Here is a 22,702-nt window from a genome sequence, read left to right on the forward strand (position 1 = left end):
TGACGGACGATCGGTAGAGTCCGGCGTCATGGTGACTGTGAACGAGACCGGAGGCGCGGTGGGTCGGCTGGCCGGCCGGGTCTGCGTGGTGACCGGCGCGGCCAGCGGCATCGGCAGGGCCGTCGCCGAACGCTTCGCCCGCGAGGGCGCGTCGGTGGTCGCCACCGACGTCGACGCCGCCGGTCTGCGCCGGCTCGCGGACCGGCTGCCGCACGCCGTCAGCACCGTGGTCGGCGACGTCTCCCTCGACCAGGACGCCCGCCGGATGGTCGAGGCCGCCGTCGAACGGCACGGCCGCCTCGACGTCCTGGTGGCCAACGCCGGTGTCCTCCCGCTGATGGAGGTCACCGAGGCCACCGCCGAGGACTGGGACCGCGTGATGGCCGTCGACGGCCGCGGCATGTTCCTCACCTGCAAGTACGCGATCCAGACGATGGCCGCGCAGGAGCGGCCCGGTGGCGCGGTCGTCTGCGTCTCCTCCATCTCCGGCGAGGCCGGCCAGCGGGGCCAGGCCGTCTACGGCCCGGCCAAGTTCGTGGCCTCGGGCATCACCAAGCACCTCGCCGTCGAGTGGGCGGACCGCGGCATCCGGGTCAACGCCGTCGCGCCCGGAACCATCACCACCGAGCGCGTCGCCCGGCTCCGGGACGAACCGGGCGGCGCCGAGTACCTCGCCGGGATCGAGCGGCTGCATCCCATGGGGCGCCTCGGGACCCCGGCCGAGGTCGCGGCGGCCGTGCTCTTCCTCGCCTCCGACGACGCCTCCTTCGTCACCGGCGCCGTGCTGCCCGTCGACGGCGGGTACCTGGCGCAGTAGCGCGGTCACCGCGCGGCGGCGGGTCCTCGGTGAGCGGCGGGTCCCCGGTGAGCGGCGCGGCCGTCGGGGAGCGGCGCGGTCACCGCGCATCGGCGCCGTCACCGCGCGGTGGTCCAGGAACCCGCCAGCTCCGCGGGCTCGCCGGAGAACACCACCTCGCCCCGGTGCAGGACGTGCACCACCGACGCCGTGGCGAGGGTGCGCGGCAGCGCCCGCGCGGTCAGCACCACCGTCCGGCCGGCGGCCGTGCCCGCCAGCAGGTGGGCGTGCAGCCGGGCCGCCACGGCGGGCGCCAGCCCGCGCTCCGGCTCGTCGAGCAGCAGCAGCGCCGGGTCGGCCGCCAACGCCCGCCCGATCGCGACCAGTTGCTGCTGGCCGCCGGAGAGGGTGCCCGCCCGCCGGTCCAGCAGCGCGGTCAGCTCCGGGAACAGCGCCGTCGCCCGCGACCGGGCGGGGCCGCCCAGACCCAGGTGCTCGGCCACCGTCAGCGACCCGAACACCCCCCGCTCCGCCGGCACCAGCGCCAGCCCCGCCCGGACCCGCCGGTGCACCGACCACCCCGTGACGTCCCGCCCCCGCCACAGCACCCGCCCGCCCGACAGCGGCACCAGCCCGGCTACCGCGTGCAGCACGCTCGTCCGCCCGGCCCCGTTGCGCCCGAGCAGCACCGTCACGCCGCCACCCGGCACGGCGAGCCCGACGCCGTGCAGGGCCTCCAGCGGCCCGTACCGCACCCGGGCGCCCTGCAGGGCGAGCTCGACGCTCACCGGGCGCCGCCTGCCCGGGCGGCCCGGGGGCGTGCCGCGGACATCAGCCGTGCCGCGGACATCAGCCGGCCCCCCGCCAGGCGCGGGTGACCCGGGGGTCGGCCAGCACGGTGCGGGTGGGCCCGCCGGCGACGAGCCGGCCGTCCGCCAGGGCGTAGACGGAGTCGGCGAGTTCGGCGACCAGCTCGGCGTCGTGCTCGACCAGCAGCAGGGCCATGCCGCGGTCGGCGAGGCCGCGCAGGACGGTCACCAGACGGGCCGTCTGTGCGGTGTCCAGTCCCGCGGCCGGTTCGTCCAGGAGGAGCACCCTGGGTCCGCCGGCCAGGGCCCGGGCCAGCTCCACCAGCCGGAGCACGCCGGTCGGCTGCTCCGCGGCCGGCTCGGCGGCGACGTCCTGCAGCCCGAACAGTCCGAGCGCCCGGGCCGTGCGCTCCGCGGCTGCCCGGGGGTCGGGCCGGCCGCGGTGCTGCTCGGCGCCGACCCGGACGTTGTCGGCGACGGAGAGCGTGGGGAAGACGGCGATCTGCTGGAAGGTCCGGGCCAGCCCGAGCCGCACCCGCCGGTGGGCGGCGAGCCGGGTGACGTCCCGCCCGCCCAGCAGCACCCGGCCCGCGTCGGGGCGGACGGTGCCGGCGAGGCAGTCGAAGAGGGTGCTCTTGCCGGCGCCGTTGGGGCCGATCAGTGCGGTGATCCGGCCCGGCGGCGCCAGCAGGTCCACCCCGGCGACGGCCTCGATCCCGCCGTAGCGGTACACGATGCCGCGCGCGGTGAGACGGGCGGTGGCCGTGGTGGCGGCGGTGGTCACGGCGGACCTCCGTCCGCCCGGGAGGGCCGGTGCCGCCGCTCGTCGGCCAGCCGAGCGGCGACCAGGGCCCGGACGCGCCGGCCGGCCGGGCTGAGGCGGGACGCGGGCAACGGGGGCGCCGTGGCCCGCGGCCGGCGGGCGGGAAGGGCGGCGAGGCCGCCGGGCAGACGGCCGATCGCGACGGCGAGGGCGCCGACGGCGACGGCGGAGACGCCCGCGGTGGTGCCGGCGTCGAGGCCGGTGAGCAGGGCGGCGACGAGGACGGCGCCGAGCGCGCTGTCGGCGCCGGCGACGACGACGGCGGCGAACCAGAGCAGACCGCGGACGGGGTCGAAGGCGGCGGGGTCGAAGGCCCGGCCGGCGAGGCCCATCAGGCCGCCGCCGAGCGCGGCGAGCGCGGCGCCGGCGACGAAGGCGAGCAGCTTGAGGCCGGGGACGTCCACCCCAGCCGCGGTGGCGCCCGCCTCGTGGTCGCGCACGGCGGTGAGGGCGCGGCCGGTGCGGCCCCGGTGCAGGGCGCGGACGGTGAGCAGGCCGAGGCCGAGCAGGAGGAGTTCGGCGAGGTAGAAGGCCCGGTCGCCGCTGAGCAGGGCGGGGCGGTCCAGGGTGAGCCCGGTGGTGGCGTAGGGCTGCTGGAAGACGAAGCGGCTCATCGCGGTGCCGACGGCGAAGGTGACGAGGGCGAGGGCCAGGCCGCGGCGCCGGATCGCGGGCCAGCCGGTGAGCAGGCCGAGCGGCGCGGTGGCCAGGACGGCGAGCAGCAGCGCGGGCAGGGCGGGCAGCGGTGGGACGCCGGGGATCCGGCCGGACATCAGCAGCCCGGTGCCGAGCGCGCCCAGCCCCGCGTACCCGGCCTGGCCGAGCGAGATCTGCCCGCCGTAGCCGGTCACGACGACGACGGAGAGCAGGACGAGGGCGAGCGCGGGCACCAGCAGGGCGCTGCGCAGGTCGTTGCCGCGGAAGCCCAGCGGCAGCAGGAGCAGGACCAGGCAGACCGCCCCGGCGACCCGGCCGCCGCGCCCGCCCCCACCGGGCCCGCCCCCACCCGGCCGGGCCCGGCGGGCGGCCAGCGGCGCGAGGTCGTGGCTGCCGCCGGTGATGTGCGGGCCGGCCAGCAGGGCGGTGACGAGCAGCGCGATGACGAACAGGTTGGACTGCACGGCCTGGACCAGCGGCAGCAGTTGGCCGGACGGCCGGAGCCGGGTGAGTTCCGCCTGGGCGACGCCGAGGCCGAGCCCGGTCGCGACGGCCACCGGGATGCTGCGCAGCCGGGCGGCGACGGCCACCGCCATGGTCTCCATCACCAGCAGCGGTAGCCCGTACGGGTCGAGCAGCAGGTAGGGGGCGAGGGCGACGCCGACCAGCCCGGCGGTGAAGGTGCCGAAGGCCCATCCGGCGGCGGAGAGCCGGTCGGCGTCGACCCCGGCGAGGGCGGCGAGGCGGCGGTCGTCCACGACGGCCCGCAGCCGCAGGCCGAAGCCGGTCCAGCGGGTGACGGCGGTGACGCCGAGACCGAGGACGAGGATGGCGGCCAGCTGGGCGACGGTGTCCGGCCGCAGGGTGTGCCCGCCGGGCAGCCGGATCGGGGTGCCGCCGAGCGGGGAGGGGGCACCGGCGAGCGGGGCCGGGCCCCAGAGCAGCACGACCAGGCCGATGAGCAGCACGAAGACGCCCAGCCCGGCGACCATGGTCTCGGCCGGTCCGGCGCCGCGCCGCTGCAGGGGGCGGTGGACGAGGACGTCGAGCAGGACGCCGAGGGCCGGGGCGACCAGCAGCAGGCAGCAGGCGACGGCGGGCCACACCGGCCAGTGCCGGACCACGACGAGGTCCCGCAGCAGGTAGGCGACGGCCATCGCCTGGGCGCCCTGGGCGATGTTGAGCACGCCGGTGGCGCGGTGGCAGACGACCAGGCCGATGCCGCTGAGCGCGGCGGCGCAGCCGACGGTGAGCCCGGCGAGGGCGAGGTCGACGGTGAGCCCGAGCGAGTCGGCGGGCGCGGCCAGCAGGACGTCCACCGGTTCACCCGCCGGGCGGGGCGGATTCGCCCGGACGGGTGGCGGGCCCGTCCGGGTCGCCGTCCGGCTCGCAGACCGGGCAGGGCGTCAGCGAGCGGTCCCGCACGGCCGCCGCGTCCACCGCCCCGGCCCGCTCCTTGCCGGAGACCAGCGGGCAGTCCGGCCGGTGGTAGTGGGTGCCCCCGGGGAGGGCGCACCGCCCGGTGGCGGCCCCGCCGCCGCCCTGCGGCTCGTCCGGTTCGACCAGCAGCTCGTACAGCCGCGCCACCCGTCGGCCGGTGAGGTCCCCGGGCCCGTCCGGCGGCGGCGGGCGCACGGCCACGATCACCGCGCCGGAGACGATGAGGGCCGCGCCGGGAACGGTCGAGGAGGCCAGGTAGGGGATCTGCTGTTCGGCGAAGCGCTCGCCGGAGACCCCGTACCAGCCGAGCACGCACAGCACCGCCCCGACCGCCAGGAGGATCCAGCCGGCCCACTCCCGCCCGCCCCGGACGGCCCGCAGCCGGCGGGCACCGCGCCGGACGGGGGAAGCCCCCGCCGCGGGGCGGGTGGTCCCTCCGCCGGATTGCGATTCGTCCATGGATCCGCCTTGATGGTGTCACTTGCGACGTTTCCAGGATCGGCCTGGAACAGCATCCGGGACACCGCGAGCGGGACCGGGCGGCGCAGTCGAGAGGGAACACCATGCGCGTGACGCGAAGCGGCACCCCCACGGGCGGCGGCCCGGCCCGGCGGACGGCGGGCGCGCTGCTCGCCCTGCTGCTGGTGGCCACGGCGGCCGCGTGCAGCAGCAGCACGTCCGGGTCCTCGGCGACCACCTCGGCCGCCGCGAGCCCGAGCGCCTCCGCGAGCGCCACCTCCGGCGGTTCGCCGACCGCGTCCGGCGGCACGGCGCCCGCCGATCCGGCCGCCGCGAAGACGGAGGTCACCGCCAACTGGGAGAAGTTCTTCGACCCCGCCACCCCGATCCCGGACAAGGCCAAACTGCTCCAGGGCGGTGACGCGCTGCTCCCGGCGCTGCAGGGCTTCGCACAGGACCCGCGGGTCGGCCAGGTGCAGGCGAAGGTCACCGACGTCGCGTTCACCGACGCGAACGACGCCACCGTCACCTACTCGCTCTCCCTGCAGGGCACCGTCGTCGAGCCCGCCGCGACCGGCCAGGCCGTCCTGGAGAACGGCACCTGGAAGGTGTCCCGCTCGACCCTGTGCGGCCTGATCACCCAGGCCGGCGGCGCCAGCGGCACCCCGATCCCCGGATGCAGCTGACGGCCCCGACGCTCCGCCGGGCCGTCGACGCGACGCCGCGCCGGCGGCCCGGCGGCGCCCCGGGGGTGCCGGGGCTCGCGGCCGTCCTGACGGTCCTGGCGCTGCTGCTGCCGCTCGCGGGCTGCGGGACCCGGCTGCCGGCCGACGCCTTCTCCGCCCGACCGACCCCGGCCGGCGGCACCGGCAGCCCCGGCAGCACCGGCGGGAACCCGGCCTCGGACACCGGCGTCAGCGCCACCGAGATCCGGGTCGGCATCGTCACCTCGACGACCAGCCCCGTCGGCGGCGACGTGTTCAGCGGACCGCGCTACGGCGCCCAGGCCTTCTTCCAGGCCCTCGACGACCGCGGCGGCCTGCACGGACGCACCGTCCGGATCATCACCTGCGACGACGGCGGCAGCGGCATCGGCAACCAGGACTGCGTGCACCGGCTGATCGACCGGGAGCACGTCTTCGCCTTCGTCAGCGGCAGCGTCCTGGACTACGCGGGCGCCCCCTACGTGAGCGCCCAGGCGGTGCCGGACGTCGGCGGCCAGCCGATCGGCACCGCCTACGACCGCTGGCCTCACCTGTACGGGATCTACGGCAGCAGCGCCCCGCGCGACGGACGGGCCGTCGGCTGGAACGGCACGCTCTACCAGAGCACCGAGGTGTTCCGGTTCTTCCGGGAGCGGCTGGGCGCGGGCACCGCCGCCGTGGTCGCCTACAACCAGGCCGACTCGGCCCGCTACGCCGGTCAGCTGAAGGCCGGGCTGGAGGCCGAGGGCTACCGGGTGCTGCTCCAGACGGTGGACTTCGCGCTGCCGAACTTCCAGGCGGTCGCCGCGGCCGTGCGGGCGGACGGCTCACAGCTGCTGTTCGACGCCATGGACACCCGGGGCAACGTGGCGCTGTGCCGGGCCCTGGACGACGCCGGGGTCGGGCTGACGGCCAAGGTCACCAACGTGCAGAACTGGTCGGAGTCGGTGCGCACCGACTACCAGGCCGTGCCGAACTGCCGCGACGTCCTCTGGGCGACCTCCTCCAGCCTCAACTACGCGGACGAGCAGTACCCGGCGGTGCACGAGTTCCGCACCGCGATGGCCCGGTACTACCCGGACCGCGGGCCGCAGCTGTCCGCCTGGGAACTGGAGGGCTGGGCGGGCGCGCAGTGGCTCGCCGACGCGATGGCGTCCTGCGGGGCCGCGCTGACCCGCTCCTGCACGGAGGCCTTCATGAACCGCGTGGAGCCCTACGACGCGCACGGCCTGATCCTGCCCGCCTCCTTCGTCCCGCAGCCGCCGCCCAGCGGGCCGACCAGGGCCTGTCTGAACGCCGCCCGCTGGCAGGACGCGGCGCAGTCGGGCCGGGGCGGCTGGGTCACCCAGGTGCCGTCGATGACGACCACCTGCTTCGAGGTCCCGCAGCTGCCGTACCGGCCGTGACCGGGGTGGTGCAGGGGTGGTGCAGGGGCGGCGTCGGGGGCGGATCCGGGGCGGCGTCGGGGGCGGTTCAGGGGCCACGGGGGCCGTACCGGGGCCCGGGCCGCGGGGCTCCGGGGCCGATCAGGGCAGCCGCTCGACCACGACCATCGCCGCGTCGTCGCCCAGCCGGCCGCCCGCGTGGGCGAGCAGGTCCCGGTGCAAGTGGTTCAGCAGCACGGCCGGGCTCTCGCCCTGCCGGGCCGCGAGGCGTTCGGCGAGCGGGTAGAAGTGCCCGTGCGCGTCCCTGGCCTCGATCACGCCGTCGGTGTAGATCAGCAGCCGGTCGCCAGGGTGGAAGGGGAAGGTCTCCGTCTCGTACCGGACCGGGGCGAGGTCGCCCAGGCCGAGCGGCGGCGCCGGGTGGCGGGCCGCCAGCGTGGTGATGCCGTCGGGGCGCAGCAGCAGCGGCGGCGGGTGGCCGCAGTCGATCAGGCGGACGGCCGAGCCGTCGTCGGGGATGTCGAGCAGCACGGCGGTGATGAAGGACTCCCCGCCGTCCTCCGCCGCCGCGTCCGCCTCCTCGCCCGGCGCCCGCTGCGGGCGGGACTGCTCGGCCGGCTGGGCGAGGCCCCAGCAGACGGTGCCGTCCAGGTAGGCGGCGAGGCCGGGCAGATCGGGGTACAGGTGGGCGGCGGCGCGGAAGGCGCCGAGCAGCAGGGCCGCGTCGCCCAGCGAGGGCAGGCCCTTGCCGCGGACGTCGCCGACCAGCAGCCGGGTGCCGGTGGTCGTGCGGGCGGCCGCGTAGAGGTCGCCGCCGACCTGCGCCTCGGCCTCGGCGGCCAGGTAGACGGAGGCCAGGTGCAGCGGGCCGATCCGCTCCGGCAGCGGGCGCAGCAGCACCCGCTGGGCGGCCTCGGACACCGAGCGGACCTGGGCCAGCTCGCGCTCGTGCCGGGCGCGCAGCACCCGCAGGCCGACGATCAGCACGGAGACGGCCAGCTGGGCACCCAGCTGGGTCTCGTGGTTGGCGGTGGTCACGCCGTCCCGGGCGAGGCCGATCACGGTGAGCCCGGCCAGGGCCAGCAGGGCGACGGCGGCGGTGGCCCGGGGCCCGGCGACGGAGGCGGTGAGCGCGGGGGCGACGATCAGCAGCGGGCCGAGGTGGATGTCCGGCGGGGAGACGATGTCGACGACGGTGATCACGACGATCAGCGCGAGCGACAGGGCCGTCATCACCCGGCTGTCGGGCCGCCAGGAACGGCGGCGGTCGCGGGGGCGGTCGCGCGGGCGCGGGTCACGGGGACGCTGCCGGAGTGGCACCCCTCCTCTGTACACCGTGCGGGCGGTGCGGCGCACCCGGAGCCGGCGGGCGGGCCCGGACGGCGCCGCCCCGCCGTCAGCCCTCTTCGCCGTAGCGGGCCAGGTAGTCGGCGAAACGGGCGACGTCCGCGTCGGACCAGTCGGTGAAGCGGGCCGTGAAGGCCAGCCGGCGCTGCTCGTTGGCATCCCGCAGCAGGGTCAGTCCGGCCTCGGTGGCCCGCAGGATCTGGCCGCGCTGGTCGTCCGGGTCGGCCTCGCGGCGCAGCAGGCCGAGCTTCTCCAGGGCGGTGACCTGGCGGCTGACGGTGGACTTGTCGAGCATGAAGTGGGCGGCCACGTCGGCGGCCCGGCAGCCGCCGCGCTCGGTGATCAGGTCGAGGATGCTGTAGGTGACCAGGGAGAGGTCGGGGTGCAGCTGGGAGGCCTTGTGCCGGGCACGGCGGGCGAAGGCGGTCAGCTCGCGCTGGATGGTGTCGATGGACGACTGGCGGCCGGGCACGGGGTTCCTACCTCCTCGAGATTTGTTGCACTATACAACGGAATCACTCGGGCCCGTGCGCCGCACCCCCGACGGCCGACCGGCCCGGGCCGCTTCCCAGGCGCGGGCTGCGGCGATCCGGCGGGTCGTACTCGGGTGAGTGGCGAACAGTAGCTCAAGCACCCTCGGCGGGTCGACATCGGAGACGTTCGCCAGAGCCAGTCTGCGCTGCATCGCGACGAACTGCTCGGGGTCCGCCGTCAGTTCGAGCGCGTGCCGGTCCGCCCTGGCCTCGATCCGGCGGCTCACCGCACACTGCGCCGGGCCCGACAGCGCGCCCAGCAGCGCCGCGCACGCCGCCAGCAGCGGCAGCGCCCGCGGATCCGCGGCGTCCGTCGCCCCGGCCGCCGACAGCAGCGGCGCCCAGCCGCTCAGCACGCCCAGCACCGCCACCGCCACCGCGGCGCCCAACGCGCCCAGCACGGTGCCCGTCAGCACGTCCCGGTGCTTCACGTGGCCCAGCTCGTGCGCCACCACCAGCTCCACCTCGCGGGGCTGCGCGGTCGACACCAGGGTGTCGTAGGCGACGATCCGCCGGGTCGCGCCCAGCCCCGAGACGTAGGCGTTGAGCGCGGTGGTCCGCCGCGAGGCGTCCGCCACCAGCACGTCCCGCACCCGCACGCCGTCCCGCTCCGCCAGCGCCAGCAGGGCGGTGCGCAGCCCGCCCGGCGCCATCGGGGCGAAGCGGTTGAAGACCGGCTCGATCAGCAGCGGGTGGAGGAAGGAGAGCGCCACGGTGAGCCCGGCCGCGGCCGCGGCCCCCGGCACCCACCAGTACCGCGGCGACCACGCGGTCAGCGCGAACAGCCCGAGCGCGAGCGGCAGCACCAGCGCGAGGCCCAGCGCCAGACCGCGCAGCGCGTCCAACAGCCACCCGGCCCAGCCCTGCGTCACCAGCCCGTACCGGGCCCGGACCACCCGGACCCGGGCGCCGAACGGCAGCTGCAGTGCCTGGCCCAGCACCAGCAGCGCCGCCGCGCCCGCCAGCACCTGGGCCGTCCGGGAGCCGCCGAACCAGCCCCCGACGGCGACGACCAGGCCGGCCCCGGCCGGGGTGAGACCGAGCAGCAGGGTCAGCGCCAGCCCGGCGAGCCGCCCGCCCAGCGCCCACGGCAGCTGGGCGCGGCGCAGCGCGCGGCCGCGGGCGAGCTCGGCGGGGGTGAAGTCGCCGGGGCCGGCGTCGGCTCCGGCTCCGGGATCGGGGTCGGCCGGCGGGGTGGTCACGGTCTCGTCCATGGGCGGCTCGCGGCTCCGGGTTCGGGCGGACGGGGTGGTCGGGGCTCCAGGATCCCGCACCACGGGCGGTCGGCGCCCGGCCCCCGGTCTCGGGGGCGGCCGGTGCGGTGCTCCGCGGGCCTCATCCGGCGCTCCCCGGCCGGGCTCCTCGGCCGGGCTCAGTCCTCGGCCGGGCCGGTGGCGCCGTGGACGCCGGCCCGCAGCAGCTGGTGGCCGAGGTCGACCAGGGCGCGGCCGGCCGCGAACTCGTCCCCGACGGCGGGCGCCGGGGCGTCGAACGGGCCGCGGCGGGCGAGGGCGTCGCTGTGCAGCACGGTGCCGTCGGCGTCCAGCACGGCGTGCACCCGGGTGGTGCCGCCGTCCTCGACCACGTGCAGGCTGAGCTGCCAGTCCTTGGTGCGGACGGGATCGGGGCCCGGTCCGCCGGGCTCCTCGCCGACCGTCGACCGCGCCGCGACGGGCGCCTCCGGCCGGACCGCCGCCCCTGCCGCCTCCGCCGCCTCCGCCGGGACGCGCGGTGCGGCCGAGGCCGTCCCGTCGGCGCGCACGATCACCACCGGGCAGGTCCCGTGTACGGCGCAGCGGACGCTGACCGACCCGAGCAGCGTCCGGGCGAAGGTGCCGCGCCCCCGGCTGCCCAGCACCAGCAGGTCCGCCTCCTCGGCCGCCTCCAGCAGCACCTCGGCGGCGTGCCCGGGCAGCAGGCTCTCCCGGACCTCCACCGGGCGGTCGCGCCCCAGCACCTCGTCCACCTCGGTGGTCAGGGTGCGCCGGGCCGTCTGCTCGAAGCCGTCGTCCACCACCGGCATGTACCAGCCGTACAGCGACGGGTACTCCCAGGCCGCGACGGCGTCCACCACCGCCCCGGTCAGCGCGGCCTGGTCGACCGCCCAGCGCAGTGCGGCCCTCGACGGCGCCGAACCGTCGATGCCGACCACGATCCGGCGCGAGCGGCCGGCGACGGCCTCGATGCTGCCCATGACGAACCACCTCCGGAACGGGCCCGCCGCCCGTGTCGGGCGGCCCCCTCCTCCACGCTGCCCGCCCGGGCGGGCGGAGCGCCAGGGACGGGACGGCCCGGTCCGCGTGCCGGTCGGGACGGACGGGCCCACTGGGGCCGGAGCGGGTCGCCGTGTCGGCCTGTGTCCGAAATGTTGCGGATCCGGGGCGGAGGGGTGGCGGAGCCGTGGCGTAGGCTGACCGCGCTCGGATCGACCTCGGGGGGAACCACTCATGCGCCGTGCCGCGGCCGCCGTCGCGCTGCTCGTCGGGCTGACCGCCGTCACCGCCTGCGGCCCGGACGACCCCGACCCGGCACCCGCCGCCGCGAGCCCCGCCGCCTCCGCCGCGGCGAGCGGCCCGGCCGCCACCCCCGGCGCCGCCCCCACCGGGAGCACCGGCGGGAAGGACACCACCACGCCCCGGCCCGACGGCAGCATCACCGTCGCCTTCGCCGGGGACGTCCACTTCGAGGGCCGCACCGAGGCCCGGCTCGCCGTCCAGCCGCCCGAGCCGGCCCTCGGCCCGCTCTCCCGGACGCTCGCCGACGCCGACCTCTCCGTGCTCAACCTGGAGACCGCGATCACCGATCGCGGCGCCCCCGAGCCGAAGACCTACACCTTCCGCACCTCGCCCAAGGCGCTCTCGGCGCTCAAGGACTCCGGCGTCGACGTCGTCTCGATGGCCAACAACCACGCCGTCGACTTCGGCGCCGACGGCCTCGCCGACACCCTCGCCGCCAAGGACTCCTCGCCGATCCCGGTCGTCGGCGTCGGCCACGAGGCCAAGGAGGCGTACGCCCCCTACGTCACCACCGTGCGCGGCGTGAAGGTCGCGGTGGTCGCCGCCAGCCAGGTGGAGGACCTCACCAACCAGAAGTGGCGGGCCGGCGCCAACAAGCCGGGCATCGCCTCGGCCCTGGACGTCCCCGCCGTGGTCAAGGCGGTCGAGGCGGCGAAGCGGCAGGCGCCCGTCGTCCTCGTCTACCTGCACTGGGGCGACGAGGGCAAGGCCTGCCCGACCGGCCCGCAGACCACCATCGCCAAGAAGCTCGCCGCCGCCGGCGCCACCGCGGTGGTCGGCACCCACGCCCACACCATGGTCGGCTCCGGCATGCTGGGCAGCACCTACGTCGGCTACGGCTTCGGCAACTTCCTCTGGTACGGCACCTCCAACTACGCCTTCTCCAACGAGACCGGCGTCACCACCCTCACCATCGGCAAGGACGGCAAGGTGGACGGGGAGGCCTTCGCCCCGGCGACCATCGACGACAAGGGCGTTCCGCAGCCCGTCACGGGTGCCGCCGCCGAGGCCGCCCTCAAGCGCCGGGACTCCCTGCGCGGCTGCGCCGGCCTCGCCCCGGCCCCGGCGGCACCCGGGGCCGGCGCGGCGCCGACCGGGTCGGGTCCGGCGACGCCCCGCCCGACGGGGGCGGGCCGGGCGACCGGGGCTCCCGCGGCCGGGGCGCCGGCGACACCGGCGCGCTGACCGCGGCCGAGGGCGCACGTTCTCCGCCCGCGCCGGTCCTGCGGCGGCCCGTCGCCGCCGGACCGGGAGCGCCGCAGGCGGGACCCGGCCCCGGACAGCGGTGTCAGAGCGGGCGGCCGTGCCGCCAGTAGCCCTTGGCGTGGAGCAGCTCGCGGGGGACGGCCCGCCCGGCGAGCAGGTGGCGACGGACGTCGTCGACGGCCGAGGCCTCGCCGGCGACCCAGGCCGCGGAGCCGGGCGGCGGCTCGGCGGCGGTGGCGGAGCGGGCGAACAGACGGCCCTTGTCGCCGGGAACGCCGTGGCCGCCGCCCGCGTCGCGCGGCAGCCAGCGCACCGTCAGATCGGCACGGGTGGCGAGGGGGAGGGCGTCCGCGGCGGTGGCGATCTCGAAGTGGGCGGACACCCGGGTGCCCGCGGGGAGCTGTTCGAGCAGGGTGAGCGCCGCGGGCAGGGCGGTCTCGTCGGCGGCCAGCAGCAGGTGCGCCGCGCCGTCGAGCGCGGGGCGTCCACCGCGCGGCCCGACCAGCCGGGCGCGTGCGCCGGGCCTGGCGACGGAGGCCCACCGGGAGAGCGGCCCGCCGCCGTGCAGCACGACGTCCAGGTCGACCTCCTGCTGCGCGGGGCGGTGGTGGCGGATGGTGTAGGCCCGGGACTGGCCGTCGGGGATCGCCAACTTCACCCACTGGGTGGGGAACTCGACGCCGAGGGCGGCCAGGGTGGGCCCGGCGAAGGTGAGCCGGGTGAGGGTGGGGGTGAGCGGGGTGACGGCGGTCAGCACCACGTCGTGCGTGGGGCGCAGGCGTCGGAACACGGCGACTCCTGGATCGGCCCGGGGCGGTCGCGCGCCGGGCTGGAGGAAGGTGGGGTCAGCGCGGGAGGTGGCGGTCGACGAGCGCGGACACGAAGGAGGTGTCCAGCGGGCGGCGCAGCACCAGGGCGCGGTGGTAGAGCGGGGCCAGCAGCGCGTCGAGCAGCGCGGCGGCGTCGTCCTCGGTCAGGCCGAGCTGCTCGCGGACCAGGGAGACGTCCCGGGCGCGCAGCCCGTCGAGGAATCCGGTGTGCAGCAACTCGGCCGTTCGGGCGTCGAGTTGGGCGTGCCCGAGGAGGGCGAGCAGGACCTTGCCGGCCGGTTCCTCGGCGAGGAAGCGGGCGTGCAGGTGGACGTAGCCGCGCAGGTCGGCGGGCTCGGGCCAGGCGAGGGCGCCTTCGGCGTCCAGCACCAGGTTGTCGAAGAGGATGTCGACCTTCGACTTCCACCAGCGGTAGATGGTCTGCTTGGCGACCCCCGCGGCCGCCGCGATGCCCTCGATGGTGAGCGCCTCGAAGCCGTGCTCGACCAGGAGGTCGTCGGCGGCGTTCAGGACGGCCAGGCGCGCGGCCTCGCTGCGGCGGCCGCTGGTGGCGCGGGTGCCGGCGGTGGCGGGGCTGGGCTGGCTGGCGATGGTGCTGGGGTCCTCACGCGGGCGGGGGTACGGCTCGGCCGGGGTCATCCTCTCACGCGTCCCTGCGGTGCCCGGGCCGCGTCCTCCCGGCGCCCGGGTGCAGCGGTGCCACCGCTGCGGAGCAGCCCGGCGGCGACCGCGAGCGCCAGGAGGGCGACGACGGCGCTGAAGACGACCCCGGCCGTGCGCAGGTCGGTGGCCCGGATCAGCAGGCCGACGCCGACCACCGGCACCGACAGCATGGTGTAGAGCACCGCGAAGAACGCGGAGACCGCCTCGCCGCGCTGCTCCGGCGGGACCCCGCCGTTGACGGTGCCGAGTCCGGTCGCCACGGCCGTCCCGGTGGCCAGGCCGTTCACCCCCGCACCGAGCAGCAGCGGCGTGAGCGAGGAGGTGAGCAGGGCCGTCGCGACGAGCGCGGCGGCCAGCACCAGTCCGGCGCAGGCGGCGGGCAGGGCGCGGGCCTTCGGCAGGCTCCGGGCGAGTAGTTGCCCGACGGCCGTGGCGGCGAAGGCGAGGCAGACCACCAGCCCGGCCAGCGCGTGGTCGTGCAGTCCGAGGACGGTCGCCAGGAAGAGCCCGCTGACCGCGGTCAGCACGCCGAGCACGGCGAAGCCGGAGCCGCCGGCGACCGCCGCGCGCCGGAACGCCGGGCGGACGGCGGCGGGCACGCGCAGCGGCTGGAGCCGCGGGCGGAAGCCGACCGGCGCGGTGACGGTCTCCGGCACCGCGAGCAGACCCGTCAGGGCCACGCCCGTGAGGACCAGCATCACCGTCCACGGCAGCCGCAGCGGGGAACCGGCCCACTCGGCGAGCAGTCCGGCCAGCAGGGTGCCGCCGGCCAGGCCGCCCATGTTCGCCGCGAGGGCGACGGTCTGGGCGCGCAGCCGACGCTCCGGCGGGGCGAGGTCGAGCAGGGCGGCGGTGGCGGCGCCGGTGACCAGGGCGGCGGCGAGGCCGGACAGCACCCGGGCGGCGAGCAGCCAGGGCAGCGAGTCGGCGGCCTCGAACAGGCCTGCGGCACCCGCGGCGAGCAGCAGGCCGACGGCGAGGACGGGGCGGCGGCCGATCTCGTCGGAGAGCCGGCCCAGGGCGACCAGCCCGGCGACCACTCCCGCCGCGTACACCGCGAAGATCACCGTGACCGTCAACGGGGTGAAGCCCAGAGCGTGTTGGTAGAGCGGGTAGAGCGGGGTCGGCACGGTGGTGCCGGCCATGGTGGTCCAGAAGGCGAAGGCCAGGGCGGCCCGGGCGAGGCGGCGGCCCGGGGTGGCGGGGCCGGCGCTGTGGGGGTCGGGGCCGGGTGTGCGGGCGCCGGTGGTGCCGCCGGTTCCGGTGGCGGGGGTGGGTGGCCCTGAGGGCATGAGGGTGCTCCCTTCGGAGCGGAAAGTGGACGCAACGTTGCGTTGCGCTTCGTTGGGTCGGAAGCTAGCACTAGACGCAACGTTGCGTCCAGATTCGATGCCGCATCAGGCTGAGGTGGGGTGGAGTCGGTCGGCGAGGCGGGGAGTTGACGGTCGCGCAGACTCTCGGCGCAGGCGAACAAATGTGTTAGGTTAGGCTTGCCTAATCTTGCTGGTCGGAGGGGATGTCCCGTGCAACAGTCCGAATTCGCCGGTACCGTCGCGATGGTCACCGGAGCCGGGCAGGGCATCGGTGCCGCCGTCGCCCGGGCACTCGCCGCCGAGGGAGCCGTCGTCGCGGCGGTGGACCGCAACCCCGGCGCGCTCGCGGCGCTCGCGGAGCACACGGCCGCCGTACACCCCTACGAGCTGGACGTCTCGGACGCCCGCGCGGTGGAGGCCGCCGTCGACGGCATCGAGCGCCGACTCGGGCCGGTGGACGTGCTGGTGAACGTCGCCGGCATCCTGCGCACCGCGCCCGCCGTCGAACTCACCGACCAGGACTGGGCGGACACCTTCGCGGTCAACACCACCGGGGTCTTCCACACCTGTCGCACCGTCGGCGGCCGGATGGCCGGCCGCGGCCGCGGCGCCGTGGTCACCGTCGGCTCCAACGCCGCCGGGGTGCCGCGGGCCGGCATGGCCGCGTACGCGGCGTCCAAGGCGGCGGCCACCATGTTCACCCGCTGCCTCGGGCTGGAGCTGGCCCGCTCCGGTGTGCGCTGCAACATCGTCTCGCCCGGCTCGACCGACACGGCGATGCAGCGGGCGCTCTGGGGCGAGGACGCCGAGGCCGCCGAACGGCGCGTCGTCGAGGGCGACCCGGGCTCCTGGCGGGTCGGCATCCCGCTCGGGCGGATCGCCGCACCAGCCGACATCGCCGAGGCCGTCGTCTTCCTCGCCTCGGACCGCGCCCGGCACATCACCATGCACGACCTGTACGTCGACGGCGGCGCCACCCTGCGGGCCTGACCCGTCGCCGGGCCCGCTCCGGGCCCGTCCTGCCCCGTTCCCCTCCTCCCCGTTCCCCCCCGCTCCTCGCCCGCCGGCCGGCCGGGGGTGCCCCGGCGGCCGCTGCGGCGGCCGTCCCCGCGGTGTGCCCGGCGCCCGGGCCGCCGTGCGGGGGCAGGGGCCGGGGCCCGGCGCATCCGGCAGGCCGAGGCCCCCGATGGCGCCGGCACGCCGGCACACCCCGACCGTCCCGACCGTCCCGACCGTTCCACGACTGGAGAAACCACGGTGACCACGGTGCACCACGCCCCCGCCGGGCCCGCCGCGCTCGCGGACCCCGCCGCCGCCCCCGCGCAGCGCCCCGACCAGGGCCCCGACCACGCGGTGATCGGCGCGGCCAGCGGTCTGCTCGGCCAGTACCGGGCCGCCACCGACGAGGCGTTCTTCGCCTCGCCGACCCGGACCCTGCTCACCACCGGCGTGCACGCCAGGGTGCCGCAGGACGGACGCCCGCTGCCTGAGCGGGTCGCCGCGACACTGGCCGAGGCGCGCCGCGCCGGGGTCGAACGGCCGCTGGTGGTCGGCGCGGTGGCCTTCGACCACGACAGCCGGGCCGAGCTCGCCGTCCCGCTGAAGGTCCGTAGAGCCGGGGCGCTGCGCGACGACCCGCTGATCGCGCTGCCCGCCCCGCCGGCCGAGCAGGTCGCCTGGCGGATCCGCCCGGTGCCCGAGCCGGCCGCGTACGGCGCGGGGGTCGCGGCGGCCGTCGAGCGGCTGCGCGGCGGGGAGCTGAGCAAGGTGGTGCTGGCCCGCACCGTCGAGCTGAGCGCCGACGGCGCCCTCGACCTGCCCGCGATCCTCCAGCGGCTCGGCCGCCGGGACCCGGGCGGCTACACCTTCGCCGTCCCGGCCGGCGGCGGCCGCACCCTGATCGGCGCCAGCCCCGAACTCCTGCTCTCCCGGCGCGGCACGACCGTGCTGGCCAACCCGCTGGCGGGCTCGGTGCCGCGCAGCGCCGACCTCGGCGAGGACGTCCGGCGCGCCGCCGCGCTGCTGGAGTCGCCCAAGGACCTGCACGAACACGCCGTGGTGGTGGACGCGATCCGCACCGCGCTGGCGCCGTACTGCCGCACCCTGGACGTACCGGACCGGCCCACCCTGGTGCGGACCGCCGCGATGTGGCACCTCGCCACCACCATCGGCGGCGAGCTGGCCGACCCGGCGGTCTCCGCCCTCGAGCTGGCCACCGCGCTGCACCCGACCCCGGCGGTCTGCGGCACCCCGACCGACGTGGCCCGGCGGGTGATCGGCGAGGTCGAGCCCTTCGACCGCGGCCTCTACACCGGCATGGTCGGCTGGAGCGACGCGGACGGCGACGGCGAGTGGGTGGTCACCATCCGCTGCGCCGAGGCCGACGAGCGGACCCTGCGGGTCTACGCGGGCGCGGGCGTCGTGGACCGCTCCCGCCCGGAGGACGAACTGGCCGAGACCAGCGCCAAGTTCCGCACCTTCCTGGACGCGGCGGGGGTGCCGCAGTGACGCTCCCGGACGGATTCACCCCGTACCCCGCCGAGTTCGCCGAGCGCTACCGGGCCGCCGGGTACTGGCGCGGCGAGACCTTCGGGCGGATGCTGCGCGAGCGGGCCGCCGAGCACGGCGAGCGCATCGCCGTCGTGGACCCGGCCGGCGCCGGGCGCCGCTGGACGTACGCCGAACTCGACCGCCGCGCCGACCGGATGGCCGCCGGGCTGCTCGCCCGGGGGATCCGCCGGGGCGACCGGGTGGTGGTCCAACTGCCCAACGTGGCCGAGTTCTTCGAGGTGGTCTTCGCGCTCTTCCGGATCGGCGCGCTGCCGGTCTTCGCGCTGCCCGCGCACCGGGCCACCGAGATCGGCCACTTCTGCTCCTTCACCGGCGCGGCCGGCTACGTCGTCCCGGCCGTCGAGAACGGCTTCGACTACCGCGAACTCGCCAGCCGGGTGCAGGCGGAGAACCCCGCGCTGCGGCTGGTCCTGGTGGCCGGGGACGACCCGGGGGAGCACCTGCGGCTCGCCGACGTGCCCTGCGACGGGCCCGGCCCGACCGAGGCGCCCGGCCCGGCCGACGTCGCCTTCCTGCAGCTCTCCGGCGGCAGCACCGGCGTGCCGAAGCTCATCCCGCGCACCCACGACGACTACATCTACTCGCTGCGCGGCTCGGTCGAGCTGTGCGCCCTCGACGCGAACAGCGTCTACCTGTGCGTGCTGCCCGCCGCCCACAACTTCCCGCTCAGCTCGCCCGGTTCGCTCGGCACGCTGTACGCGGGCGGCCGGGTGGTGCTGTGCCCGCAGCCCAACCCGGAGACGGCCTTCCCGCTGATCGAGCGCGAGGGCGTGACCGTCACCGGGCTGGTGCCGCCGCTCGCCCTGCTCTGGCTGGACGCCGCCGAGCGCGGCGCGGCCGGGCCCGGCAGGAACGACCTGGACAGCCTGGAGGTGCTGCTGGTCGGCGGCGCCAAGTTCAGTGAGGAGGCCGCCCGCCGCGTGCGGCCGGTGCTCGGCTGCACCCTCCAGCAGGTGTTCGGGATGGCCGAGGGCCTGGTCAACTACACCCGTCTGGACGACCCGGACGAGCTGATCACCACCACGCAGGGCCGGCCGATCTCCCCGGACGACGAGATCCGGGTGGTCGACGACCAGGACCGCGACGTCCCCGAGGGCGCCACCGGACACCTGCTCACCCGCGGCCCGTACACCATCCGCGGCTACTGGAACGCGCCCGGGCACAACGCCGCCTCCTTCACGGCGGACGGCTTCTACCGCACCGGGGACCTCGTCCGCCGCACCCCCACCGGCCACCTGGTGGTCGAGGGGCGGGCCAAGGACCAGATCAACCGGGGCGGCGAGAAGGTCGCCGCCGAGGAGATCGAGAACCACCTGCTCGCGCACCCCGCCGTGCACGACGCGGCGGTCGTCTCGATGCCCGACCCGTACCTCGGCGAACGCACCTGCGCGTACGTCGTGCTGAGGCCCGAGCACGCCGAACGGCCCCCGAAGTCCGTCGAGTTGAAGCGCTTCGTGCGCGGACGCGGGCTCGCCGAGTACAAGGTGCCCGACCGCGTCGAGTTCGTCGACGCCTTCCCCGCCACCGGGATCGGCAAGGTCAGCAAGAAGGACCTGCGCGCCGCGATCGCGGCCGCGCTGCCGGCCCCCGCCCCCTCCATCCACCCCGTCCCCTAAGGAACCACCGCCGTGGGCCTGCCCCGCATTCCCTCCTATCCGATGCCCGCCGCCGAGGAGCTGCCCGCCAACCGGGTCGCCTGGACGGTGGACCCGGCGCGCGCCGTGCTGCTGGTGCACGACCTGCAGAACCACTTCCTGGACGCCTTCGACACCGCCGCCCCGCCCGTCACCGAACTGTTCGGGAACGTCGCCCGGTTGGCGAAGCTGGCCGCCGTCCACGGCATGCCGGTGGTCTACTCGGCCCAGCCCGGCGGGCAGAGCCCGGCCGAACGCGGCCTCCAGCAGGACTTCTGGGGCCCCGGCATCCCGGACGACCCGCGGGCGACCGCGATCGCCGAGGCCGTCGCCCCGGCGCCGGGCGACACCGTGCTCACCAAGTGGAAGTACAGCGCCTTCGTGCGCACCGACCTGGAGCGGCTGCTGCGCGAGCAGGGCCGCGACCAGCTGGTGATCACCGGCGTCTACGCGCACATCGGGGTCCAGGCCACCGCCTGCGACGCCTGGATGCGCGACGTGCAGGCCTTCGTGGTGGCCGACGCGGTCGCCGACTTCGGCCCGCAGGAGCACCGGGCCGCGCTCGCGTGGGTGGCCGGCCGCTGCGGACTGGTGACGACCGCGGACGCCGTGTCCGCGACGCTGGAAGGGAAGTGACGGGCATGGCCTTCACGGTGGAGCGGATCCGGGCCGAGGTCGCCGACCTGCTCGGGGAGGACCCGGCGGACATCCCGCTGGACGAGAACCTGGCCGACTGGGGCCTGGACTCGGTGCGGCTGATGGCGCTCGCCGAGCGCTGGCGGGCCGAGGGCGCCGAGGTCGGGTTCGTGCAGCTGGCCGAGCGCCCGGCCGTCGAGGCCTGGGCCGCGCTGCTGGGCGCGGCCTGATGGAGGCGCTCGCGGTCCAGAGAGCCGTGGGGGGAGCGGCGGGGGTGACCCCGGCGGCGGAGGCGGGGGGAGCGGTGGGGAGCGCGCCTGGGAGCGCGGCCGTGCGGCCGGCCGGCGGTGTGCTGACCCTGGCTCCGCCGTCCGGGCCCGGTGCGCCGGACCCCCGGGCGGCCCGGGCGCCGAAGCACCCGCCGACCACCGCGGTGGGGCCCGTCGAGGCCCAGGCGGCGCGGACGCCGGAGCTGCCGGCCCTGGTGATCGCGGGCGGCGCCGTCGTCACCTACCGGGAGCTGAACGCCGCGGCCAACCGGCTGGCGCGGGTCCTGACCGCGCGGGGCGCCCGCCCGGGTGCGGTGGTGGGCCTGGCGGCCGCCGGCCGGCCGGCGGACCTGCTGACCTCGCTGCTGGCGGTCGCCAAGTCCGGTGCGGCCTACCTGCCGTTGGACCCGGCGGACGCGCCCGGGCGCCGGGAGCTGCTGCTGGCCCGCACGGCGCCGGTGTGCGTACTGGGGGAGGGGGTGCCGGGGGCGCTCGCCGGGCTGGACGCGGCGGGCGAGCTCGCCACCGACCCGCCCCGGGCGCTCACCCCGCAGCACCCGCTCTGCATCGGGTTCGGGCCGGGCGGGCGACCGGAGGAGGTCCGGCTCACCCACGGCGAGGCGGACCGCCGGGTGCGCGAGCTGCAGGCCGCCCACCCGCTCGGACCGGGCGACCGGGTGCTCCAACTCGGTCTGCCGCTCTGGGAGTTCCTGTGGCCGCTGCGGACCGGCGCCGCCGTGGTGCTGGCCGATCCGCACTGGCCTGGGGACGTCGGAACCCTGGTCCGCGACCTGGGCGTGACGGCGGTCCGGGCGACCTCGACGGCACTGCTCGGCGGGTGACGGGCGGCGGGGGACAGGTGGCGGGGGGCGGATGACAGATTTCAGATGACAGATGATGAAATCTGTCATCTGAAATCTGTCGGCTGAAATCTGAAAGTTGTCAGCTGTCACCCCGCCCGTCCGCTCACCCCGCCCCTCCGCGCCGCCGCGAGGTCGGCGGCCGTCCAGGCCAGGGCGACCGCGCCGTCCAGGACCGCCCGGTCCGCCTCCGGCCCCACGGCGGCCTCGGCGAACGCGGCCTCGTGCGGGGTGCAGGCGCCGCCGGTGATGTCGAGGACGGGGTGGATGGCCGGGACCGCGTGCGACACGTTGCCCATGTCGGTGCAGGCGAAGGGTCCGCTCTCGATCGGCTCCGGCCGGCCGAGGGCCGCCGCGTTCGCCCGCCAGAGGTCGAGCAGGGCGGGGTCGGAACGCATGTCCAGGTAGTCCGGCTCGGGTCGTTCGAGCAGCACCTTGCAGCCGGTGGCGAGCGCCCCGGCCCGGAAGCAGTCCTCGACCCGGGCGCGCAGCTCCGCGAGGTCCTCGGCCGCCGGGGTGCGGATCTCGTACTCGGCGCTGGCGCTGTCCGGGATGAGGTTGGGCGCCGTGCCGGCCGCGGTGGTGATGCCGTGCACCCGCCAGTGCGGCGGGAGTTGCTGGCGCAGCAGCCCCAGGGCGACCTGGGCGACGGTCAGCGCGTCCGCGGCGTTGCGCCCCTCGTGCGGGTTGAGGCTCGGGTGGGCGGCGCGGCCGGTGTAGCGGACGGAGAGCGTGCCGAGGGCGAAGGAGCGGAAGTCGGCGACCTCGACCGGGCACGGGTGCACCATCATCGCGGCGTCCACCCCGTCGAAGGCGCCGTCGGCGAGCAGCAGTGCCTTTCCGGCGCCGCGTTCCTCGGCGGGTGCGCCGATCACCCGCACGGTGAGCCCGAGCCGGTCCGCGTACGGGGCGAGTCCGAGGGCCGCGCCGAGGCCGGCGGCGGCGATCAGGTTGTGCCCGCAGGCGTGTCCGAGGCCGGGCAGCGCGTCGTACTCGCAGACGAGGGCGACGGTGGTGGGCCCGTCGCCGAGGCTCGCGGTGAACGCGGTCGCCAGGCCGTGCGCGGGTGCGGTGACGGCGTAGCCGTGGGTGCGCAGCAGTTCGGCGCACCAGGCGGCGGCGCGGTGTTCCTCGAAGGCCGTCTCGGGGTGGGCGTGGATGCGGCGGCTGAGCGCGAGCAGCTCGTCGCGGTGGGCGTGGACGCGTGCGCGGACGGCCTCTTTGGCGTCGCTCGGGGGCATGGGCGGCGTC

General features: G+C 77.0%; 22 protein-coding genes. 10 read left to right on the top strand and 12 right to left on the bottom strand.

Going from position 1 to position 22,702, the window contains the following annotated elements:
- Positions 1-28: 28 nt before the first annotated feature.
- Positions 29-817, top strand: coding sequence for an SDR family NAD(P)-dependent oxidoreductase (locus ACFYUY_RS00705; protein WP_360205088.1), 789 nt, complete (start codon positions 29-31; stop codon positions 815-817).
- A 98-nt stretch (positions 818-915) separates the two neighbouring features.
- Here the strand turns inward: ACFYUY_RS00705 and ACFYUY_RS00710 are convergent, their stop codons facing one another.
- The 4 genes from ACFYUY_RS00710 to ACFYUY_RS00725 all read right to left on the bottom strand — a co-directional run bounded on the left by ACFYUY_RS00710 (position 916) and on the right by ACFYUY_RS00725 (position 4,984).
- Positions 916-1,584 (bottom strand): ATP-binding cassette domain-containing protein, encoded by a 669-nt coding sequence (locus ACFYUY_RS00710; protein WP_360205091.1) that lies wholly within the window; start codon positions 1,582-1,584, stop codon positions 916-918.
- 61 nt (positions 1,585-1,645) lie between these two features.
- Positions 1,646-2,389 (bottom strand): ATP-binding cassette domain-containing protein, encoded by a 744-nt coding sequence (locus ACFYUY_RS00715; protein WP_360205094.1) that lies wholly within the window; start codon positions 2,387-2,389, stop codon positions 1,646-1,648.
- A complete protein-coding gene (locus tag ACFYUY_RS00720; protein WP_387896795.1) occupies positions 2,386-4,404 on the bottom strand; it encodes an ABC transporter permease in 2,019 nt (672 codons plus the stop codon). Before ACFYUY_RS00720 ends, ACFYUY_RS00715 begins: the two co-directional genes overlap by 4 nt.
- A 4-nt stretch (positions 4,405-4,408) precedes the next feature.
- A complete protein-coding gene (locus tag ACFYUY_RS00725; protein WP_387896797.1) occupies positions 4,409-4,984 on the bottom strand; it encodes a hypothetical protein in 576 nt (191 codons plus the stop codon).
- A 104-nt stretch (positions 4,985-5,088) separates the two neighbouring features.
- On the opposite strand from ACFYUY_RS00725, the gene ACFYUY_RS00730 reads away from it, so the two are divergent.
- Both ACFYUY_RS00730 and ACFYUY_RS00735 read left to right on the top strand, forming a co-directional pair.
- Positions 5,089-5,670, top strand: a complete 582-nt coding sequence (locus ACFYUY_RS00730) for a hypothetical protein (RefSeq protein ID WP_360205102.1) — start codon at positions 5,089-5,091, stop codon at positions 5,668-5,670.
- Positions 5,661-7,094: an ABC transporter substrate-binding protein gene (locus ACFYUY_RS00735; RefSeq protein ID WP_387896798.1), complete on the top strand. Its 1,434-nt coding sequence runs from the start codon at positions 5,661-5,663 to the stop codon at positions 7,092-7,094. Before ACFYUY_RS00730 ends, ACFYUY_RS00735 begins: the two co-directional genes overlap by 10 nt.
- 120 nt (positions 7,095-7,214) lie before the next feature.
- On the opposite strand, the gene ACFYUY_RS00740 is transcribed toward ACFYUY_RS00735, so the two are convergent.
- From ACFYUY_RS00740 to ACFYUY_RS00755, 4 genes are all read right to left on the bottom strand, one after another.
- Positions 7,215-8,306 carry a PP2C family protein-serine/threonine phosphatase gene (locus tag ACFYUY_RS00740; protein WP_387896800.1) on the bottom strand — a complete coding sequence of 364 codons (1,092 nt, stop codon included), beginning with the start codon at positions 8,304-8,306 and terminating at the stop codon, positions 7,215-7,217.
- A gap of 163 nt (positions 8,307-8,469) precedes the next feature.
- The gene (locus ACFYUY_RS00745; protein ID WP_360205111.1) at positions 8,470-8,892 is read right to left on the bottom strand and encodes a MarR family transcriptional regulator; all 423 of its coding nucleotides are present in this window, start codon (positions 8,890-8,892) and stop codon (positions 8,470-8,472) included.
- A gap of 30 nt (positions 8,893-8,922) precedes the next feature.
- Positions 8,923-10,167: a M48 family metalloprotease gene (locus ACFYUY_RS00750; RefSeq protein WP_387896802.1), complete on the bottom strand. Its 1,245-nt coding sequence runs from the start codon at positions 10,165-10,167 to the stop codon at positions 8,923-8,925.
- 158 nt (positions 10,168-10,325) lie between these two features.
- Positions 10,326-11,147 carry a universal stress protein gene (locus ACFYUY_RS00755; RefSeq protein ID WP_360205116.1) on the bottom strand — a complete coding sequence of 274 codons (822 nt, stop codon included), beginning with the start codon at positions 11,145-11,147 and terminating at the stop codon, positions 10,326-10,328.
- A 253-nt stretch (positions 11,148-11,400) separates the two neighbouring features.
- Here ACFYUY_RS00755 and ACFYUY_RS00760 point away from each other — a divergent pair, with 253 nt between their 5' ends.
- Entirely contained in the window at positions 11,401-12,654 is a 1,254-nt protein-coding gene (locus tag ACFYUY_RS00760) for a CapA family protein (RefSeq protein ID WP_387896804.1), read from the top strand.
- Positions 12,655-12,757: 103 nt separating this feature from the next.
- Here the strand turns inward: ACFYUY_RS00760 and ACFYUY_RS00765 are convergent, their stop codons facing one another.
- From ACFYUY_RS00765 to ACFYUY_RS00775, 3 genes are read right to left on the bottom strand one after another with little or no spacing between them, the layout of a single operon-like run.
- The gene (locus tag ACFYUY_RS00765; protein WP_387896806.1) at positions 12,758-13,465 is read right to left on the bottom strand and encodes a siderophore-interacting protein; all 708 of its coding nucleotides are present in this window, start codon (positions 13,463-13,465) and stop codon (positions 12,758-12,760) included.
- Between the two features lie 55 nt (positions 13,466-13,520).
- Positions 13,521-14,144, bottom strand: coding sequence for a TetR/AcrR family transcriptional regulator (locus tag ACFYUY_RS00770; protein ID WP_387896808.1), 624 nt, complete (start codon positions 14,142-14,144; stop codon positions 13,521-13,523).
- Positions 14,141-15,460, bottom strand: coding sequence for an MFS transporter (locus ACFYUY_RS00775; protein WP_387896810.1), 1,320 nt, complete (start codon positions 15,458-15,460; stop codon positions 14,141-14,143). Before ACFYUY_RS00775 ends, ACFYUY_RS00770 begins: the two co-directional genes overlap by 4 nt.
- 264 nt (positions 15,461-15,724) lie before the next feature.
- Here ACFYUY_RS00775 and ACFYUY_RS00780 point away from each other — a divergent pair, with 264 nt between their 5' ends.
- The 6 genes from ACFYUY_RS00780 to ACFYUY_RS00805 all read left to right on the top strand — a co-directional run bounded on the left by ACFYUY_RS00780 (position 15,725) and on the right by ACFYUY_RS00805 (position 21,433).
- Positions 15,725-16,471: a 2,3-dihydro-2,3-dihydroxybenzoate dehydrogenase gene (locus tag ACFYUY_RS00780; protein ID WP_387897481.1), complete on the top strand. Its 747-nt coding sequence runs from the start codon at positions 15,725-15,727 to the stop codon at positions 16,469-16,471.
- A gap of 363 nt (positions 16,472-16,834) precedes the next feature.
- Complete coding sequence (gene dhbC / locus ACFYUY_RS00785) at positions 16,835-17,989, top strand: isochorismate synthase DhbC (RefSeq protein WP_360205452.1); 1,155 nt, start codon at positions 16,835-16,837, stop codon at positions 17,987-17,989.
- Positions 17,986-19,668 carry a (2,3-dihydroxybenzoyl)adenylate synthase gene (locus ACFYUY_RS00790; RefSeq protein ID WP_387896812.1) on the top strand — a complete coding sequence of 561 codons (1,683 nt, stop codon included), beginning with the start codon at positions 17,986-17,988 and terminating at the stop codon, positions 19,666-19,668. The genes dhbC and ACFYUY_RS00790 overlap by 4 nt, the downstream gene beginning before the upstream one ends.
- Positions 19,669-19,680: 12 nt before the next feature.
- Positions 19,681-20,322 carry an isochorismatase family protein gene (locus tag ACFYUY_RS00795; RefSeq protein WP_387896814.1) on the top strand — a complete coding sequence of 214 codons (642 nt, stop codon included), beginning with the start codon at positions 19,681-19,683 and terminating at the stop codon, positions 20,320-20,322.
- A 5-nt stretch (positions 20,323-20,327) separates the two neighbouring features.
- Entirely contained in the window at positions 20,328-20,552 is a 225-nt protein-coding gene (locus tag ACFYUY_RS00800; RefSeq protein ID WP_360205138.1) for a phosphopantetheine-binding protein, read from the top strand.
- Positions 20,553-20,653: 101 nt separating this feature from the next.
- Positions 20,654-21,433 (top strand): AMP-binding protein, encoded by a 780-nt coding sequence (locus ACFYUY_RS00805; RefSeq protein ID WP_387896816.1) that lies wholly within the window; start codon positions 20,654-20,656, stop codon positions 21,431-21,433.
- Positions 21,434-21,540: 107 nt separating this feature from the next.
- On the opposite strand, the gene ACFYUY_RS00810 is transcribed toward ACFYUY_RS00805, so the two are convergent.
- Complete coding sequence (locus ACFYUY_RS00810) at positions 21,541-22,692, bottom strand: M20 family metallopeptidase (protein ID WP_387896817.1); 1,152 nt, start codon at positions 22,690-22,692, stop codon at positions 21,541-21,543.
- Positions 22,693-22,702: the final 10 nt, after the last annotated feature.

Origin of the sequence: Kitasatospora sp. NPDC004745, assembly GCF_042873275.1 — a bacterium.
Lineage (GTDB): Bacteria > Actinomycetota > Actinomycetes > Streptomycetales > Streptomycetaceae > Kitasatospora.